Below are 16,537 nucleotides of genomic sequence, written 5' to 3'. Positions count from 1 at the left end.
TTAGTTGCCGCTTGGTCTCTTACTGCGCAATGTATTCCGGTGCCGCCTGCTTGGTCTGTCGCAGGAATCTGCAGCACTCAAACTGCCCCTGAAGCGTCAGTCCTGCGTTCCGCCATGGGTGGAGTGCAAGGTGAATTAGTATCCGGCCCTGCTGGCCGATATCCAACCGGCAAGGCCGAGCAATGCGGCTGCAGATCTGAACTGCAGCCCAGATCAAATCATCGCGTCCAGCTCCCAGTCTGGACGCCGTCGAGGGGGAAGGATCCTTCGTGACCGAAACCACTGAGCTGTCGCCAGCTGTGGAACTATCTTCTGCTGCCGAATCACCGGCCGCGCCCGCCAAGAGCAGCGGCCTTGCCGGCCTCAAGCTCGCCCAGCTGCAGGCACTCGCCAGCCAGCTCGGGATTTCCGGCGGTTCCCGGATGCGCAAGGGGGACCTGGTTTCGGCCATCTCCGCCCACCGCGCCGGTACCCCCATGACCAAGGCTCCTGCGAAGGCAGCGGAAAAGGCCGTCGAGAACGTGTCGGCCCCGGCAATCGTTCCGGCAGCGTCCGCCCCGGCGGCAGCCGCTGAAACAACCGAGGCTCCTGCTGAAGGAACGCGGGCTCGTGGCCGTGGCCGCAGCCGCCGCGCCGTCAGTGACGGAGTGGTGGCACCCGCAGCCTCCGAACCGGCTGCCGAAACCAGCGCACCCGCTCCGGTTGAGGCTCCCGCCGCCGCCGAGGCTCCCGACGCCGCTGAAGGTGCCGCTGAGCGTCGCCAGCCGCGCACCCGCAACCGGCGCCGCGGCGAAGCAGCCGCAGCTGCGCCGCAGGCTGCCGAAACTGTGGAGGCGCCGGCAGAACAGGCCGACGCCCAGCAGCGCGCCGCAGTGCAGGGCAGCGCAGAACCCCGCACCGCAGAACCCGCCGCTGAGCGGGCCGAAGCTGAAGCCGGCGAAGCCGGGCAGCGCACGGACCGCCGCGAAAGCGGACGCACCCGTGGCCGCGACAACGCTGCACGCGAGACCGCCGACGGCGGCCGCGACAATGCGGGCAGCCGGGAAGCAGGCCAGCGTGAAGGGGCCCGCCGCGACGACAACCGCGACGAGGACGCCGACGGCGGCAGCCGCCGCAACCGGCGTAACCGCCGTGACCGCAACGACCGGAATGACCGGAACGACCGGAATGACCGCTCCGGCGGCCAGGACCGGGACAACTCCCGCAACGACCGTTTCCGCGACCGCAACGACCGCCGCCGTGGACGCGCCCAGGGACCGGACGTCGACGACGTCGAGGTCACTGAAGACGATGTCCTGCTGCCGGTTGCCGGCATCCTTGACGTCCTGGAGAACTACGCGTTCATCCGCACCTCCGGCTACCTCCCGGGACCGAACGACGTTTACGTCTCCCTCGCCCAGGTCAAGAAGTACAACCTGCGCAAGGGCGACGCCGTGGTTGGGGCCATCCGCGCTCCGCGTGACGGCGAAGACCGCAGCCAGCAGTCTGCCCGCCAGAAGTTCAACGCCCTGGTCCGCGTGACGTCAGTCAACGGCAAGACCTCGGAAGAACTCAAGGACCGTGTCGAGTTCGCCAAACTGGTTCCGCTGTACCCCTCCGAGCGCCTGCGCCTCGAGACCGACCCCAAGAAGATCGGCCCCCGTGTCATCGACCTGGTTGCCCCGATCGGCAAAGGCCAGCGCGGCCTGATCGTCTCCCCGCCGAAGGCCGGCAAGACGCTCATCCTGCAGTCCATCGCCAACGCCATCACCACCAACAATCCTGAGGTCCACCTCATGATGGTGCTCGTTGACGAACGTCCTGAAGAAGTTACGGACATGCAGCGCACGGTCAAGGGCGAGGTCATTGCCTCCACCTTCGACCGCCCCGCCGACGACCACACCACAGTGGCCGAGCTCTCCATCGAACGCGCCAAGCGCCTCGTGGAAATGGGCATGGACGTGGTGGTCCTCCTGGACTCCATGACCCGCCTGGGCCGTGCCTACAACCTGGCAGCACCGGCCTCCGGCCGCATCCTGTCCGGTGGTGTGGATTCCGCCGCACTGTACCCGCCCAAGCGTTTCTTCGGCGCGGCCCGCAACATCGAAAACGGCGGCTCGCTCACCATCCTGGCAACGGCACTCGTGGAGACCGGTTCCAAGATGGACGAAGTCATCTTCGAGGAATTCAAGGGCACCGGCAACATGGAGCTCCGCCTGTCCCGCCAGCTGGCTGACAAGCGCATCTTCCCGGCCGTGGACGTCAACGCGTCCGGCACGCGCCGCGAGGAAAACCTGCTTTCCCCCGAGGAAGTCAAGATCATGTGGAAGCTGCGCCGCGTCCTCTCCGGACTCGAAACCCAGCAGAGCCTTGAACTCCTGACGAACAAGATCCGGGAGACCCAAAGCAACGTTGAGTTCCTGATGCAGGTTCAGAAGACGACGCTTGGTGCGAAGTCCGATAACGACAAATAGCTGAGTTACGGGGCGGGGTCGTCGCATATTTTGCGGGCCCCGCCTTCGTCGTTCGGTTTTGCCGCCCCCGCCCCTACGCTGGGCGGCTTTCGATCTGCGATCGTTCGCCGCCCAGCTCCGGCAGGCCCGATGCCACTCCCGGGGCGGCAAAACCGACCGACTCCTCAGTCTGTCGCCTTCGCGGCTTGTCCACCTTCGCTGTCGCATTATTAGACTTGGCTACAAGTCGAAAGAGGTTTATAGATGTTTGAGTCCGTACAGGGCCTGCTTGATGAGCATGATGCTATCCAGGCGCAGCTGGGGGATCCTGCTGTTTATGCTGATCAGCGGCTTGCCCGGAAGCTTGGGCGGCGTTCGGCTCAGCTCAATGGGATTGTTGAGGCCTATCACAAGTGGGAAGCCATCCAGGATGACCTGGCTGCTGCCAAGGAGATGGCTGACGAGGATCCCGAGTTTGCTGCTGAGGTGCCTGAGCTGGAGGAGTCGCTGGAAGTCGCCGCGGCCAAACTTCGGCGGCTGCTCATTCCCCGCGACCCTGACGACGCCCGCAACGTGATCCTCGAGGTCAAGGGCGGTGAAGGCGGCGACGAGGCTGCCCTGTTCGCTGCGGACCTCCTGCGGATGTACACCCGGTATGCGGAGTCCCGCGGCTGGAAAACCGAAATTATCTCCGCCACGGAATCAGACCTCGGCGGCTACAAGGACGTGCAGGTTGCCGTGAAGGGCAGCTCCAACGATCCTGCCGAGGGCGTTTTTGCGCGGCTCAAGTTCGAAGGCGGCGTGCACCGGGTGCAGCGCGTTCCCGTGACGGAGTCCCAGGGCCGCATCCACACTTCTGCCGCGGGCGTGCTGGTACTCCCCGAGGTGGATGAGCCGGAAGAGCTCGAGATCAACCAAAACGACCTCAAGATCGATGTCTACCGGTCCTCCGGTCCCGGCGGCCAGTCCGTGAATACCACCGACTCCGCCGTGCGCATTACCCACCTTCCCACCGGCATCGTGGTGGCCATGCAGAACGAAAAGTCCCAGCTGCAGAACCGTGAAGCCGGAATGCGCGTGCTGCGGGCACGTATCCTGGCGCACCAGCAGGAGCAGATCGACGCCGAAAACTCGGCCCAGCGGAAGTCGCAGATCCGCACCATGGACCGCTCGGAGCGCATCCGCACCTACAACTACCCGGAAAACCGGATTGCGGACCACCGCACCGGCTACAAGGCGTACAACCTGGACCAGGTCATGAACGGTGACCTGGAGCCGGTCATCCAGTCGGCAATCGAGATGGACGAACAGGCCCGCCTGGACGCCATCGGCGACTAACTCGTTCCGGGAATACAGCGGATGACATTTGGGCCAGGGCAGTCGCTCGCGGACGCCGTCAGCGAGGCAACCGACATTCTGCGCGACGCCGGCGTCCCCAGCCCGCGGGTGGACGCCGAGCTGCTCGCCGACCATCTGCTGAATGTCGGGCTGGGCCGCCTGCGCGCCATGATGCTGGGGGATACCCCTGCCCCTGAGGGCTATGGGGAATTGGTGGCAGAGCGTGCCAGCAGGATCCCGCTGCAGCACATCACCGGTCTGGCGCATTTCCGGTATCTCGAGCTCTCCGTGGGTCCAGGCGTTTTCGTACCCCGCCCGGAGACCGAATCCGTGGTGCAGCTGGTCATCGACCACGTCGCGGGCATGCGGCACCCGCGGATCGTGGACCTCGGAACCGGATCCGGCGCTATCGCAGGCTCCATCGCCCACGAAGTGCCCGGCGCGGAGGTGCACGCGGTGGAGTTCAGCCCCTTCGCACATGCCTGGGCAGCGAAGAATCTGGCCCCCCTGGGCGTCCATTTGGTCCTCGGGGACCTGCGGGACGCGCTGCCGGAACTCAACGGAACCTTCGACGTCGTCATCTCCAACCCGCCCTACATTCCCGCCGAAGCCATCCCCACCGAACCCGAAGTTGCCCTGCACGATCCGCCGGAAGCGCTGTATGGCGGGGGAGCGGACGGAATGGAACTTCCGACGGCGGCGGCCGCCTCCGCTGCCCGGCTGCTGGTACCGGGCGGCTACTTCGTAATGGAACATGCGGAAGTCCAAGCGGGCTGGATCTCGGCCATGTTGGCCAGGACAGGGAACTGGACCAGCATCAGGACGCATCTGGACCTCAACAGCAAGGAGCGCGCCACCAGTGCCCTGCTCGCGGATCCGGACCACAAGGAATGAAAGAATAGGCGCGTGACCACAACCTATAACTGCACCAGCGACGACGAGCGCGCCCAAGGACTTGAGCACGCCCAGCGGGCCATCAGCGAGAAGAAGTGCGTGGTTTTTCCCACGGATACGGTTTATGGGATTGCTGCCGACGCCTTCTCGCCACAGGCCGTCACCATGCTCCTGGTCTCAAAGGGACGCAGCCGCGCCATGCCGCCGCCCGTCCTGATTCCGCGCATCAACGCCCTTGACGGACTCGCCACGGACGTGTCGGCGGACGCCCGCAAGCTCGCCGAAGCCTTCTGGCCGGGCGGCCTGACCCTTATCCTGCACGCGCAGCCGTCCCTGGACTGGGATCTTGGGGAAACCAAGGGCACGGTGGCGCTGCGCATGCCCGACGACGAAATCGCCCAGGAACTGCTGACCCTCACCGGGCCGCTGGCGGTTTCTTCCGCCAACCGCACCGGCCATGCTCCGGGCCAGACAGCCGCCGCAGCGCGCGAGCAGCTGGCCGACTCCGTTGAGGTTTACCTCGAAGGCGGCTTCCGCCCGCTCGAAGGCGAGGCAGCAGTGCCCTCCACCATTGTTGACGCTACCGGCCCCCGCCTGCGGGTGGTCCGGAACGGCGCCGTGACGCTTGATCAGCTCCGTGAGCACGTGCCGGATGTGCTGGGGCTGGGTGAGATTCCGATGGCAGCGGAAGAACCAGAGGAGCCGGCGGCTGAAGCCCACAGCCCGGCCGGCAGCAGTGCCGTCAGCACCACCGACAACCACCCGGGGAACTGACATGCAGCCCAAGGTGGCCGTCGCGGCCGTGACCTTTGACCGCCACGAGGAGCTTGCATTGCTCCTGAAGGGCCTGGCCGCGCAGACAGCGCCGATCCATTCGATCGCTTTGGTGGACTCCGGCACTGCCCCGGCCATCGACGTCGTCAATGCCGGGGGAGCGCAGAACATCAACTACCTGCGCTCCGAAGCCAATCTCGGCGGGGCGGGCGGATTTGCCTACGCCATCCTCGCGGCCATGGCCAGCGGCGCCGAGTGGATCTGGATGATGGACGACGACGGCCACCCCGAAGACGCCAGCTGCCTGGCCGAACTGCTCCGCACGGCCGATGAACACCAGCTCGACATCATCAGCCCGCTGGTAGCCGCAACGGCCGACCCTAACCGGTTGTCCTTCAATTTCCGCATCAACGGGCTGCTCACCAACGACCGGTCACGGCTGGAGCCGATGGGCTACCTTCCGGACATGGTGCACTTCTTCAACGGGGCGCTCATCCGGACCGAGGTTTTTTACAGGATCGGCATTCCGGATGTGAAGTTCTTCATCCGGGGCGACGAAGTCGATTTCCTGTCGCGCGTCAAGAAGGCCGGGCTGAAGTACGGCACCCTCGCCACTGTCGCCGTGCAGCACCCCGCCACCTGGACCGAGATGAAACCCGTCTTCGGCGGGTTCATCACCCCCGTCATCCCCGAGGGTGAGTTCAAGCGCTATTGCTACTTCCGTAACCGGGGCTACCTGACCCGTAAGTACCGGAACCTCCGGTGGTTCAGCGCGGACATCATCGGCTTCCCCTACTACTTCCTGAAGGCCCGGGACCTCAAGGGCCTGGTGCACTGGTTACGGGCCTATTCAACCGGCTTCCGCGGCAAGGGCTTTGGTTCGCCCGCGGAACTGATGTCCACGAACAGCTAGGCCGCCGTGGAGAACCTTTTCGCCGTCGTCGTCACATACAACCGCGCCGACTTCCTGCGCAACCTGCTCGATTCCTTCGCCCGGCTGGATACCGCACCTGCGCGGATCCTCGTCGTGGACAATGCCAGCACCGATCACACGCCGGAAGTCGTCGCCCAGGCCCTCGCTGCCGGCGGGCCGCCCATCCAGTACGAACGCCTGGACGGGAACGTCGGCGGAGCCGGCGGGTTCTCCCGCGGCGTGGAACTGGCGCTGGAAAACGGCGCCGAATGGCTGTGGCTGATGGACGACGACGTCGAGGTGCTTCCCGGCGCGGTGGAGGCACTGGGGAAGTTCACGCCCGAATACTCCTGCCTGATCGGCCGCCGGTACGACGCAAACGGCAAACCGTTCTTCTGGCAGCACCATTTTGTCGAGTCGCTGGGCATCTTCCTCCCGGTCTCGCGCGATGTGTTCCGGCACTCGGAGGTGTTCCGCACGAACGTGGGGAACTTTGAGGGAATGCTCATCAACGCCACCGTGGCCCGGAGCATTGGCCTGCCGGATCCACGCTTCTTCATCACCTGGGACGATCTGATCTACGGCTGGCTGGCCGCGCAGCAAACACCGGTGGTGTACGTCAACGCCTTCGTCATTAAAAAGGTCCGCGCGCAGCGGCAAGTGGACCTGGGGCTGCGCCACCTTAATGATTCGTCCGACCTGAGCCGCCGCTATGTGATGCGCAACCGCGGGCACGTGGCGCATTACCTGCGGGCACACGGCAAATTCAACCGGGCGGGTTTCGCAGCCGGCACAGCACTGACCTTCCTGAAGGAACTTGTCCGGCTGGTCCTCGTTGAGCGCACCCTTAAAGGGGCCGATGCGCTGTGGCAGGGTTGGCGTGAATCACGCAGCATCCTTGCCGACAAGGGCTGGAAACCCATGCCTTCGCTGCCGGCACATCCGGGCAGCGGAACCCGAAGCGATTAGTATCGTTCTAGGCCCCGAAGCGGTCCGACAGTTTTGCGGCGGGGTATTTTGAAACAGGCGCCTGGCCGCCGTGGTAGTGGAAGTCGGTTGCATCTTTCGTTGAGTACAAAATCAGAAACGCGCGCACATGGCGCAGTACGGGACGAGAAGCCCGCCCTCTGGATCTGGATCCAGCTCTTCCTCGACTCGATGTCATGGGTCGTGGCGATCGGCCTGGCGCTGCTGCTGCGCTACGAGATGGGCATCCGGGTGGAGCAGTTCGCCGGAGCGTTCGTGATCGCCGCCATCGCTGTGGTGGCCCAGATGCTCGCCGGATACTCCCTCGCCCTGTACCGGGGCCGGTATCCATTCGGCAGCTTCCAGGAGGCACGGGCACTTGTATTCGTCACCGTCATTGTGGCTGCCTCCATCACTGCCAGCCTCCTGGTGCTTTATGAGGCCATCAAAGTCGGCCGCAGTGTGGGCCTGATCGCCTTTCCCTTCGCCTGCCTCTTTATGTGCGCCGCACGTTACGCTAAACGGCTCTACGTAGAGGGCAGGGCCCGGCCCGGGGACGGGGCACAAAACACACTGGTTTACGGCGCCGGATTTCTCGGCAACTCCCTGGTGACCCGCATGCTGCAGGACCAGGATTCCCCATACTTTCCGGTTGGCCTGATCGACGATGACCCGGCCAAGAAGCACCTGCGCCTCTCCGGCGTCCAGGTCCAGGGCCGCGGGGATGACCTGCCGGCGATTATCCGCCGCACCCGCGCAACAGTCCTGGTCCTGGCCTTCGCCAACGTGGAGGCCACCGTGGTCCGCCGCATCTCGGACGCTGTTGCCGGCCTCAACGTGCGTGTTCTGGTACTTCCCCCGCTGCGGGACATGCTGGGCACCGGCGCGCCCGCGGGTTTCTCCGACTTCCGCGACGTAGCGGTTGAAGACCTGATCGGCCGGCGGCCCGTAGACATCAAGGTTGACGAAATTGCCGGGTACATCAAGGGCAAGCGGGTGCTGGTGACCGGCGCCGGCGGTTCCATCGGATCCGAGCTCTGCCGGCAGATTGTCCAGTTCGACCCGGCGGAACTGATCATGCTGGACCACGACGAGACGGGCCTGCAGCAGACCCAGATCTCCATCAGCGGCCACGGCCTCCTGGCAGGCCGGGATACCGTGTTGGCCAACATCCGCGACGCCGAAGCCCTGCAGAACATCTTCCAGGACCGACGCCCTGAAGTGGTGTTCCACGCTGCCGCACTGAAACACGCGCCGCTGCTGCAGCAATATCCGGTGGAAGCCTGGAAAACCAACGTCTGCGGCACCCTGAACGTCCTGCGCGCCGCCCAGCGCGCCGGTGTCTCACACTTCGTTAACATCTCCACCGACAAAGCGGCCAACCCCACCACCGCCCTTGGCCACTCCAAACGGATTGCCGAAAAACTGACGGCATGGATGGCCGGCCAGACCGGCAGCAAGTTCGTCTCCGTCCGCTTCGGCAACGTGATGGGCAGCCGCGGTTCGATGCTGCCACTTTTCACTGAGCAGATCCGCGTTGGCGGTCCCGTTACCGTCACTGACCCCGACGTCACCCGCTTCTTTATGACCATCCCCGAGGCCTGCCAGTTGGTGATCCAGGCGGGTGCGATCGGTACCGGGGGCGATGTGCTGATCCTGGACATGGGTGAACCGGTCCGGATCCTGGATGTGGCACAGCGGATGATTGCGATGTCGGGAAAGAACGTGGAGATCATTTACACCGGGCTGCGGCCGGGGGAGAAGCTGCACGAGGTACTGGTCGGCAGCGGCGAGCTGGATAAGCGCCCCCTGCATCCGAAAATTTCCCACACCAGGGCAACGGAACAGGACCCGGACGAGCTTGACCTCGACGTCTGGCTGGCCCGCTGCGAGGCGGAACAAGGTGCCGGCATCGCCGACATTCCCGATGATGAGGCCACTGACGCCGGTGAGATCCGGGTGGCGTCGTGATCCCACTGGCCCTGGTTGCCGGGATTACGCTGTTGGCCAGCCTGCTGCTTCCCTTTGCGGTGAAGCCGTGGCTGGTCCGGTTGGGCGTGGTTGATGTTCCCTCTGCCCGTTCATCGCACGTGAAAGTGACCATTCGGGGAATGGGTATGGCCGTAGCCCTGGCCACAGCGGCCGGCTACGCTGCAGCATTGCTGCTGGGGGTCGTCACGGTGGACCGCTCAGTAGCCGCCACCGTGCTTTGCATCATTGCCGCCTGCGCAGCCGTGGGCTGGGTCGAGGACCTGCGCGGCATGTCCATCCGCGGGCGCGCCGCCGCCCAGCTCGGCATCGGGGCGGCCGGTTCCGCGATGCTCATCGTACTCACGGGACAGTCGTTCTGGTGGCTGCCGCTCGCTGCCGTGGCGATCGCAGCCTATGTCAACATCGCCAATTTCATGGACGGAGTCAATGGCATTTCGGGCCTGCACGGGGTGACGGCCGGGGGTGCCTACGCAATGGCCGGCCTGCTGTCCGAACAGCCCTGGCTGACCGCCGGCGGCACCGTCCTGGCAATGTCCTTCCTCGGTTTCCTCCCATGGAACCTGGGGCGGGGTTCAGTCTTCCTGGGCGACGTCGGCAGCTACTTACTGGGTGCGTCGATAGCAGCCCTGGCGGTAGCAGGCTTCCTCGGCGGGGTCTACGTCGAATACGTTCTTTCGCCGATTCTGGTTTACGCCGCGGACGCCGGCTACACCCTGCTCCGCCGGATCAAGGCAGGGGAGCGGTGGTACGCGTCCCACCGGGAACACGTCTATCAGCGGCTCACGGACGTAGGCTTCTCGCACCTGCAGTCAGCCGCCACCGTCACGTTATGCACCGCAGCCGTCATCACCCTAGGCTTCGTCGCCGCCACTGCTTCGCTCCCCGTCGTCGCCCTGTGCGTGGCCGCCGGCGTGCTGGTGATCGCTTTGTACCTGGCCAGCCCGGACCTCATCCGCCGGTACCGGCGCCCGTCGAAGGTCACACGCCTCCCCGTGAGCTAGCCGTGTTCTATCTCGTGTAGAATTTGAGGGCAGCCAAAGCTGCCCTCCAAACCTGCCTCATGGCCACGTGCCTGTTGGTGCCGACGATTGGGATCGAATGACCTCCAACGCCGAGTCCGGACCTGAGTCCGGCAGCGGAAACGTTGGCGCCTCCGGCCCCACACCGTCTTTGTGGCTGAACCTCCTCACGCGGAGTTCCGTGGCTGCGGCGGCCGGGCTCGCCCTGTGCGCAGTCCCGGCAGCAATCCTTAACGGCGGAAGCGGTGCCCTGTCCAGTACGTTGGGCGGTCTGCTGGTGATGTTGTTCTTCGGGATCAGCCTTCTGGTGGGCCACTTCATGGGGCGCAACAATCCTTCCGGAGCAATTGGCATGTTCGTCGCCACCTACTTCGTGAAGGTGGTCGGCTTCGCCGCTGTCCTCTTCGTCATCGGCGCTCCCCAGTGGTTGCATGGCCGCTGGTTCGTCGTAGGTGCCGTCACCGCCGTCGTACTCTGGCAGGCTGCAGAACTTTACGGTTTCAGCAAAGCCCGCCTTCAGATCTACAACGATCCAGAAACCAAGGAAAACCGCGATGCGTGATCCAAAGAAACCCGGAGAAGGCACCAACAGCACGGACGGATCAAACGGCTCTGCCACCGGTGTATCGAGCGACGGAACCAGCGGCGGATACAACGCCGGCATGGCCGTATTCAGCTACATCGTTGGCGGAATCATCGTCTGGAGTTTGATAGGGTGGGGACTGGATTACGTGTGGGGAACGCGCTGGATCGTGCTCGCAGGCGCTCTGCTTGGAGCCGTCGGAGGTTTTTACCTTTCCCATATGCATGGCCTTACCAGTTCTCGCAAAAACGCTGGGGAGCGCCATGCTGCCAGCGGGCCGTCCCAGGACGGCGACACTAATGCCAAATAATTTCACAGGGGGAACAGCAGGCCGTCAGGCTGCCGGTCCCCGCCCAACGCCCAATGATGGACACTGCAGAGAGGAAACGCGTTGATCGCGCTTGCGCTCCCGGCCCAAGATTCAGGAGAGTTTACTCCTCCTGGAATTAACGAAATGCATTTGCCGGCAATCCTGCCGTGGGGTGCCGCAGAAGGATTCTCCAAGCAGATGCTGCTGGTCCTCCTCTCTGTTGTCTTTATCGCCGTCTTCTTCGTGCTCGCCGCACGCAAGCAGCAGCTGGTACCAGGCAAGCTCCAGTTCGCCGGCGAAGCCGCCTACGGCTTCGTCCGCAACGGAATCGCCAAGGACATCATCGGCGGCAGGGACTTCATCAAGTATGTCCCGCTGTTGTTCAGCCTGTTCTTCTTCATCCTGGTGAACAACATTTACGGCGCCATCCCGCTGTTCCAGCTCCCCACGTTCTCGCACGTGGGCGGCGCCTATGTACTGGCTGGCATTGTCTACTTCACCTGGATCGCCATCGGCGTCAGGAAGAACGGACTCCGTTACTTCAAGCTGGCCACCGTGCCCTCCGGCGTTCCCTGGTTTATCCTTCCGATCGTGATCCCGATCGAGATCATCTCCAACTTCCTGGTCCGGCCCGTCACGCACAGCCTCCGTTTGTTCGCGACCATGCTCGCAGGACACCTCATCGTGATGATCGCCGGATCCGGCATCGAATACCTCATCATGCAGGAGAACATCCTGCTCAAGGGAACCTCCGTCCTGGTTCTCGCCGGCGCCATCGCCATGTACATGCTTGAAGCCCTGATCATGGTCCTGCAGGCCTACGTATTCACGCTGCTGACCGCGATCTACATCGAAGGCGCGCTTCACGCCGACAGCCACTAAGGCACCCTTAAGCTTCCCCTAGCGGGGATGATAGCAACCCAAACAACCTGCCACATGGGTGGCATCTTGAAAGGAAGAAAAATGGAAGGCAATCTCAACCTCGTAGGTTACGGTCTGTCCGCAATCGGCGGTGGTATCGGTGTTGGTCTCGTATTCGCTGCCTACATCAACGGCGTCGCCCGCCAGCCGGAAGCACAGCGTGTCCTGCAGCCGATCGCATTCCTCGGCCTTGCGCTGACCGAAGCCCTCGCCATCCTCGGCCTGGTCTTCGCCTTCGTTCTCTAGTCCTTAGAACGAAGCGAACTTACAGAACCGAGTAGAAAAGGACGGGTGAAATATGAATCAGCTGATCATCTCAGCCGCCACTGAGGGCGAAGTTAACCCCCTGATGCCCAACCTCTGGGAAATGGGCGTTACCCTCGTGGGCTTCGCCATTCTCATGTTCATCGTGGTCAAGTTCGTTGTCCCGATGTTCGAGAAGACCTTCGCCGAGCGTGCCGAGGCTATCGAAGGCGGCATTGCAAAGGCTGAAAAGGCCCAGGCTGAGGCGTCTGCTGCACTCGAAGAGTACAAGCAGCAGCTGACCGACGCCCGCGCCGAAGCCAACCGCATCCGTGAGGAAGCACGCGCCGAAGGTGCCCAGATCCTCGCGGAGCTCAAGGAAAAGGCAGCTGCAGAGTCTGCCCGCATCACGGCCCAGGCCCACGCCCAGATCGAATCCGAGCGCCAGGCGGCCGTTGTGTCCCTGCGTTCGGAGGTCGGCACCCTGGCCACCACCCTCGCCGGCCGCATCGTTGGCGAATCGCTCAACGACGACCAGCGTGCAGCACGTGTAGTGGACCGCTTCCTTGCAGATCTGGAGACCCAGAACGCAGGTGCAGCTAAGTAATGGCAGGCGTATCGAGCGAATCGCTGGCAACAGGGCTGGCCGGGTTGGAAGCCAAGCTTCCGACGGCGTCACTGCAGCTGGCAAAGGAACTCTTCGGAATTCTGGGAATGGTGGACAGCTCGGCTGGCTTGCGCCGCGCCCTGACTGACCCGTCCCGCAACGGTGACGAAAAGTCGGCGCTGGTCAGGCAGCTGGTTGGCGGAAAAGTCTCCGCTGATGCTGCAGAGATCGCGGGCGGGCTGGCCGGCTCACGCTGGGCAACCGCACGGGATATCGGCGATGCACTCGAGACTCTTGCCGCAACGGTGGTCATTTCCGTTGCTGAAAACAAGTCGGCCGTTTCTGCCTCCGGAATCTCTGGCCTGGAAGAGCTGGAGAACGATCTGTTCTCCTTCAACCAGGCCGTTGCCTCCAGCCACGAGGTACAACGTGCTCTGTCCGAACCACAAGCCAGCGCTGCGGCCAAGGCTGCACTCGCCGAGAAGCTGGTGCCCGGCGTGGGCGAGGAAGCAAAGGTCCTCATCACGCAGGCAGTAACCCAGCCCCGCGGCATCAAGCCCACCCGGCTTGTGGAGCGGTTCGCCGAACTGGCGGCCAAGCGGCAGCAGCGCTGGATTGCAACGGTCAGCGTGACCCGTCCCCTGACACCTGAGCAGCTTGCACGCCTCCAGGCGGGCCTGAATGCAATGTACGGGCGGGAACTGAAGGTCAACGTCAACGTTGACCCGGCACTCATTGGCGGCATCCGCGTCCAGGTAGGTGACGAAGTGCTCGACGCTTCGGTCATCACCCGCCTGGGCGAGCTGCAACGCCAGCTGGCCGGCTAGCCGGACAAGCACAACAAAACTGATAGAAACCCCGGTCATCGTGGACAACGGTGATCACAAAACAGGAGAGCAGGGACTGCAGATGGCCGAATTGACCATCAACGCCGACGACGTCCGTAATGCGCTGAACGAGTTCGCGGCGTCCTACGAACCCGGAAACGCAGAGCGCGTAGAGGTCGGCCGCGTAACCACCGCTAGTGACGGCATCGCCCGTGTTGAGGGCCTTCCCTCGGTCATGGCGAACGAGCTGCTGCGCTTCGAGGACGGCACCCTGGGCCTCGCCCAGAACCTTGACGTCCGCGAAATCGGCGTCATCATCCTCGGCGACTTCACCGGCATCGAAGAAGGCCAGGAAGTCCACCGCACCGGACAGGTTCTGTCCGTGCCCGTGGGCGACGCCTTCCTCGGCCGCGTTGTCGACCCGCTGGGCGTGCCCATCGATGACCTCGGTGAGATCAAGGCCGAGACCACCCGCGCACTGGAGCTCCAGGCTCCCGGCGTGACCCAGCGCAAGTCGGTGCACGAGCCGATGCAGACCGGACTCAAGGCTATCGACGCCATGATTCCGATCGGCCGCGGCCAGCGCCAGCTCATCATTGGTGACCGCCAGACCGGCAAGTCTGCCATTGCGATCGACACCATCATCAACCAGAAGGCCAACTGGGCTTCGGGCGATGTGACCAAGCAGGTCCGCTGCATCTACGTGGCAATCGGCCAGAAGGCGTCAACCATTGCCGCCATCCGCCAGACCCTCGAGGACAACGGCGCACTGGAGTACACCACCATCGTGGCGTCTCCCGCTTCCGACCCCGCAGGCTTCAAGTACCTCGCACCGTACGCCGGCTCGGCCATCGGCCAGCACTGGATGTACGGCGGCAAGCACGTCCTGATCGTGTTTGATGACCTGTCCAAGCAGGCTGAGGCCTACCGTGCAGTGTCGCTGCTGCTCCGCCGTCCGCCGGGACGCGAAGCCTACCCGGGCGACGTCTTCTACTTGCACTCCCGCCTGCTGGAGCGTTGTGCAAAGCTCTCCGACGAGCTGGGCGCGGGTTCCATGACCGGCCTGCCGTTGATCGAGACCAAGGCAAACGACGTTTCTGCCTACATCCCGACCAACGTCATCTCCATCACCGATGGCCAGATCTTCCTCCAGTCCGACCTCTTCAACGCCAACCAGCGTCCTGCTGTTGACGTTGGTGTGTCGGTGTCCCGAGTGGGCGGCGCCGCACAGGTGAAGTCCATGAAGAAGGTTTCCGGTACGTTGAAGCTGGACCTCGCCCAGTACCGCGACATGCAGGCATTTGCCATGTTTGCCTCGGACCTGGATGCCGCTTCACGCCAGCAGCTCACCCGTGGTGCACGCCTGATGGAACTGCTCAAGCAGGGCCAGTACTCGCCGTTCCCGGTGGAGAACCAGGTTGTGTCCATCTGGGCAGGCACCAACGGCTACCTCGATGACGTGCCGGTTGAGGACATCAGCCGCTTTGAGTCGGAGTTCCTGGAGCACCTCACGCACAAGTCCTCGATCCTGACCACGCTGGCGCAGACCAACGTGCTGGACGACGACACCGCGGCAGCGTTGAAGTCCGCCATCGTGGCCTTCAAAAAGGGCTTCTTCGGTGAGGGTGACAACCACTTGGTAGGCGCCGGCCACGAGGAGCACAGCGCTATCTCCGAGGGCGATGTCGACCAGGAAAAAATCGTCAAGCAGAAGCGCTAATTCCACTGACCGGGTGTGCCGGGCCCTAAGGGTCCGGCACACCCGGTCTACGGAATGTTAGGAAAGGATAAGTATGGGAGCCCAGATTCGGGTCTACCGCCAGAAGATCAGCTCGACCACGTCGATGCGCAAGATCTTCAAGGCGATGGAACTGATCGCTACCTCGCGCATCGGCAAGGCCCGTGCGCGCGTAGCAGCTTCACTGCCTTACGCGAACGCGATCACGCGCGCCGTTTCTGCTGTCGCCAGCCAAAGCGAAATCGATCACCCGCTGACCACTGAGCCGGAGCAGATCCGCCGTGCCGCCGTCCTGGTAATCACCTCGGACCGTGGCTTGGCCGGATCCTACTCGGCAAGCGTGCTGAAGCAGGTGGAGGGTCTCAACGAGCTGCTCCACGCTGAAGGCAAGGAAGTCAAGACGTACCTCGTCGGACGCAAGGCGCAGGCCTACTTCGAGTTCCGGAACCGCGAGTACTCGCGGGTCTGGACCGGTGGCACCGACGCACCCGAGTTCACTACCGCGCGTGAAGTCGGCGAAGCATTGCTGGCAGACTTCGCAACCGACTTTGAAGAGGGCGGCGTGGATGAGATCCACGTGGTGTACACCCGCTTCAAGTCCATGGTCACCCAGGAGCCCACGGTCATCCGCCTGCTTCCGCTGGAAGTAGTGGAGGAGCAGGCGGCTTCTGAATCGGACCTGTTGCCGCTGTACGAGTTCGAGCCGGAAACCGAGCGTGTTCTTGACGCTCTGCTGCCGCGCTACATCGAGTCACGCATCTTCGCGGCCATGTTGCAGGCAGCGGCTTCCGAGCTTGCTGCACGCCAGCGGGCCATGAAGTCCGCGGGCGACAACGCCACGGACCTCATCAAGAAGTACACCCGTCTGCGCAACACGGCCCGCCAGGCTGAAATTACGCAGGAGCTGTCCGAGATCGTTGCCGGCGCAGACGCCCTCGCGTCCTAGCCTGCACGGCCCGGTTCCGCTGGACCTGCACCAC

Annotated in this window: 16 protein-coding genes; all 16 read left to right on the top strand. The window is 63.8% G+C overall.

Annotated elements, in window-relative coordinates:
* Positions 1–269 precede the first annotated feature (269 nt).
* The 16 genes from rho (at position 270) to AC50X7_RS04060 (ending at position 16,503) form a co-directional block, all read left to right on the top strand.
* Entirely contained in the window at positions 270–2,453 is a 2,184-nt protein-coding gene (gene rho / locus AC50X7_RS04135) for a transcription termination factor Rho (RefSeq protein WP_494977883.1), read from the top strand.
* Positions 2,454–2,696: 243 nt separating this feature from the next.
* The gene (gene prfA / locus AC50X7_RS04130) at positions 2,697–3,770 is read left to right on the top strand and encodes a peptide chain release factor 1 (RefSeq protein ID WP_307094605.1); all 1,074 of its coding nucleotides are present in this window, start codon (positions 2,697–2,699) and stop codon (positions 3,768–3,770) included.
* Positions 3,771–3,791: 21 nt separating this feature from the next.
* A complete protein-coding gene (gene prmC, locus AC50X7_RS04125) occupies positions 3,792–4,664 on the top strand; it encodes a peptide chain release factor N(5)-glutamine methyltransferase (RefSeq protein ID WP_494977882.1) in 873 nt (290 codons plus the stop codon).
* Positions 4,665–4,676: 12 nt separating this feature from the next.
* Positions 4,677–5,438: an L-threonylcarbamoyladenylate synthase gene (locus AC50X7_RS04120; RefSeq protein ID WP_494977881.1), complete on the top strand. Its 762-nt coding sequence runs from the start codon at positions 4,677–4,679 to the stop codon at positions 5,436–5,438.
* A gap of 1 nt (position 5,439) precedes the next feature.
* A complete protein-coding gene (locus tag AC50X7_RS04115) occupies positions 5,440–6,351 on the top strand; it encodes a glycosyltransferase (protein WP_494977880.1) in 912 nt (303 codons plus the stop codon).
* 6 nt (positions 6,352–6,357) lie between these two features.
* A complete protein-coding gene (locus tag AC50X7_RS04110) occupies positions 6,358–7,320 on the top strand; it encodes a glycosyltransferase (protein WP_494977879.1) in 963 nt (320 codons plus the stop codon).
* A gap of 189 nt (positions 7,321–7,509) precedes the next feature.
* On the top strand, positions 7,510–9,288 hold the full coding sequence (locus AC50X7_RS04105; RefSeq protein ID WP_494978239.1) for a polysaccharide biosynthesis protein: 1,779 nt from the start codon (positions 7,510–7,512) through the stop codon (positions 9,286–9,288).
* Positions 9,285–10,310, top strand: a complete 1,026-nt coding sequence (locus AC50X7_RS04100) for an MraY family glycosyltransferase (protein WP_494977878.1) — start codon at positions 9,285–9,287, stop codon at positions 10,308–10,310. Before AC50X7_RS04105 ends, AC50X7_RS04100 begins: the two co-directional genes overlap by 4 nt.
* A 97-nt stretch (positions 10,311–10,407) precedes the next feature.
* Positions 10,408–10,890 (top strand): Cg1360 family ATP-synthase-associated protein, encoded by a 483-nt coding sequence (locus AC50X7_RS04095; protein ID WP_494977877.1) that lies wholly within the window; start codon positions 10,408–10,410, stop codon positions 10,888–10,890.
* Positions 10,883–11,221 carry an AtpZ/AtpI family protein gene (locus AC50X7_RS04090; RefSeq protein ID WP_494977876.1) on the top strand — a complete coding sequence of 113 codons (339 nt, stop codon included), beginning with the start codon at positions 10,883–10,885 and terminating at the stop codon, positions 11,219–11,221. The genes AC50X7_RS04095 and AC50X7_RS04090 overlap by 8 nt, the downstream gene beginning before the upstream one ends.
* Before the next feature lie 81 nt (positions 11,222–11,302).
* Positions 11,303–12,103 (top strand): F0F1 ATP synthase subunit A, encoded by an 801-nt coding sequence (atpB, locus tag AC50X7_RS04085; RefSeq protein WP_494977875.1) that lies wholly within the window; start codon positions 11,303–11,305, stop codon positions 12,101–12,103.
* An 81-nt stretch (positions 12,104–12,184) separates the two neighbouring features.
* Entirely contained in the window at positions 12,185–12,388 is a 204-nt protein-coding gene (gene atpE, locus AC50X7_RS04080) for an ATP synthase F0 subunit C (RefSeq protein ID WP_009356484.1), read from the top strand.
* A gap of 52 nt (positions 12,389–12,440) precedes the next feature.
* The gene (locus AC50X7_RS04075) at positions 12,441–12,992 is read left to right on the top strand and encodes a F0F1 ATP synthase subunit B (protein ID WP_307094615.1); all 552 of its coding nucleotides are present in this window, start codon (positions 12,441–12,443) and stop codon (positions 12,990–12,992) included.
* Entirely contained in the window at positions 12,992–13,819 is an 828-nt protein-coding gene (locus tag AC50X7_RS04070; protein WP_494977874.1) for a F0F1 ATP synthase subunit delta, read from the top strand. The genes AC50X7_RS04075 and AC50X7_RS04070 overlap by 1 nt, the downstream gene beginning before the upstream one ends.
* Positions 13,820–13,901: 82 nt before the next feature.
* Positions 13,902–15,539: a F0F1 ATP synthase subunit alpha gene (gene atpA / locus AC50X7_RS04065; RefSeq protein ID WP_307094617.1), complete on the top strand. Its 1,638-nt coding sequence runs from the start codon at positions 13,902–13,904 to the stop codon at positions 15,537–15,539.
* Positions 15,540–15,612: 73 nt separating this feature from the next.
* Complete coding sequence (locus AC50X7_RS04060) at positions 15,613–16,503, top strand: F0F1 ATP synthase subunit gamma (RefSeq protein ID WP_307094618.1); 891 nt, start codon at positions 15,613–15,615, stop codon at positions 16,501–16,503.
* Positions 16,504–16,537: the final 34 nt, after the last annotated feature.

This window comes from Pseudarthrobacter sp. Hb11, assembly GCF_059383655.1.
Note: the sequence above shows the minus strand (reverse complement) of the source record. Positions and strands in the feature narration are given on the sequence as shown.

What these genes read in the sequence shown, in the direction of transcription:
- AC50X7_RS04075 (WP_307094615.1), top strand. Translation starts at nt 12,441, where the DNA reads ATGAATCAGCTGATCATCTCAGCCGCCACTGAGGGCGAAGTTAACCCC.
- AC50X7_RS04105 (WP_494978239.1), top strand. Translation starts at nt 7,510, where the DNA reads ATGTCATGGGTCGTGGCGATCGGCCTGGCGCTGCTGCTGCGCTACGAG.
- AC50X7_RS04090 (WP_494977876.1), top strand. Translation starts at nt 10,883, where the DNA reads ATGCGTGATCCAAAGAAACCCGGAGAAGGCACCAACAGCACGGACGGA.
- AC50X7_RS04070 (WP_494977874.1), top strand. Translation starts at nt 12,992, where the DNA reads ATGGCAGGCGTATCGAGCGAATCGCTGGCAACAGGGCTGGCCGGGTTG.
- atpA (WP_307094617.1), top strand. Translation starts at nt 13,902, where the DNA reads ATGGCCGAATTGACCATCAACGCCGACGACGTCCGTAATGCGCTGAAC.
- AC50X7_RS04060 (WP_307094618.1), top strand. Translation starts at nt 15,613, where the DNA reads ATGGGAGCCCAGATTCGGGTCTACCGCCAGAAGATCAGCTCGACCACG.
- prmC (WP_494977882.1), top strand. Translation starts at nt 3,792, where the DNA reads ATGACATTTGGGCCAGGGCAGTCGCTCGCGGACGCCGTCAGCGAGGCA.
- AC50X7_RS04095 (WP_494977877.1), top strand. Translation starts at nt 10,408, where the DNA reads ATGACCTCCAACGCCGAGTCCGGACCTGAGTCCGGCAGCGGAAACGTT.
- atpE (WP_009356484.1), top strand. Translation starts at nt 12,185, where the DNA reads ATGGAAGGCAATCTCAACCTCGTAGGTTACGGTCTGTCCGCAATCGGC.
- AC50X7_RS04115 (WP_494977880.1), top strand. Translation starts at nt 5,440, where the DNA reads ATGCAGCCCAAGGTGGCCGTCGCGGCCGTGACCTTTGACCGCCACGAG.
- prfA (WP_307094605.1), top strand. Translation starts at nt 2,697, where the DNA reads ATGTTTGAGTCCGTACAGGGCCTGCTTGATGAGCATGATGCTATCCAG.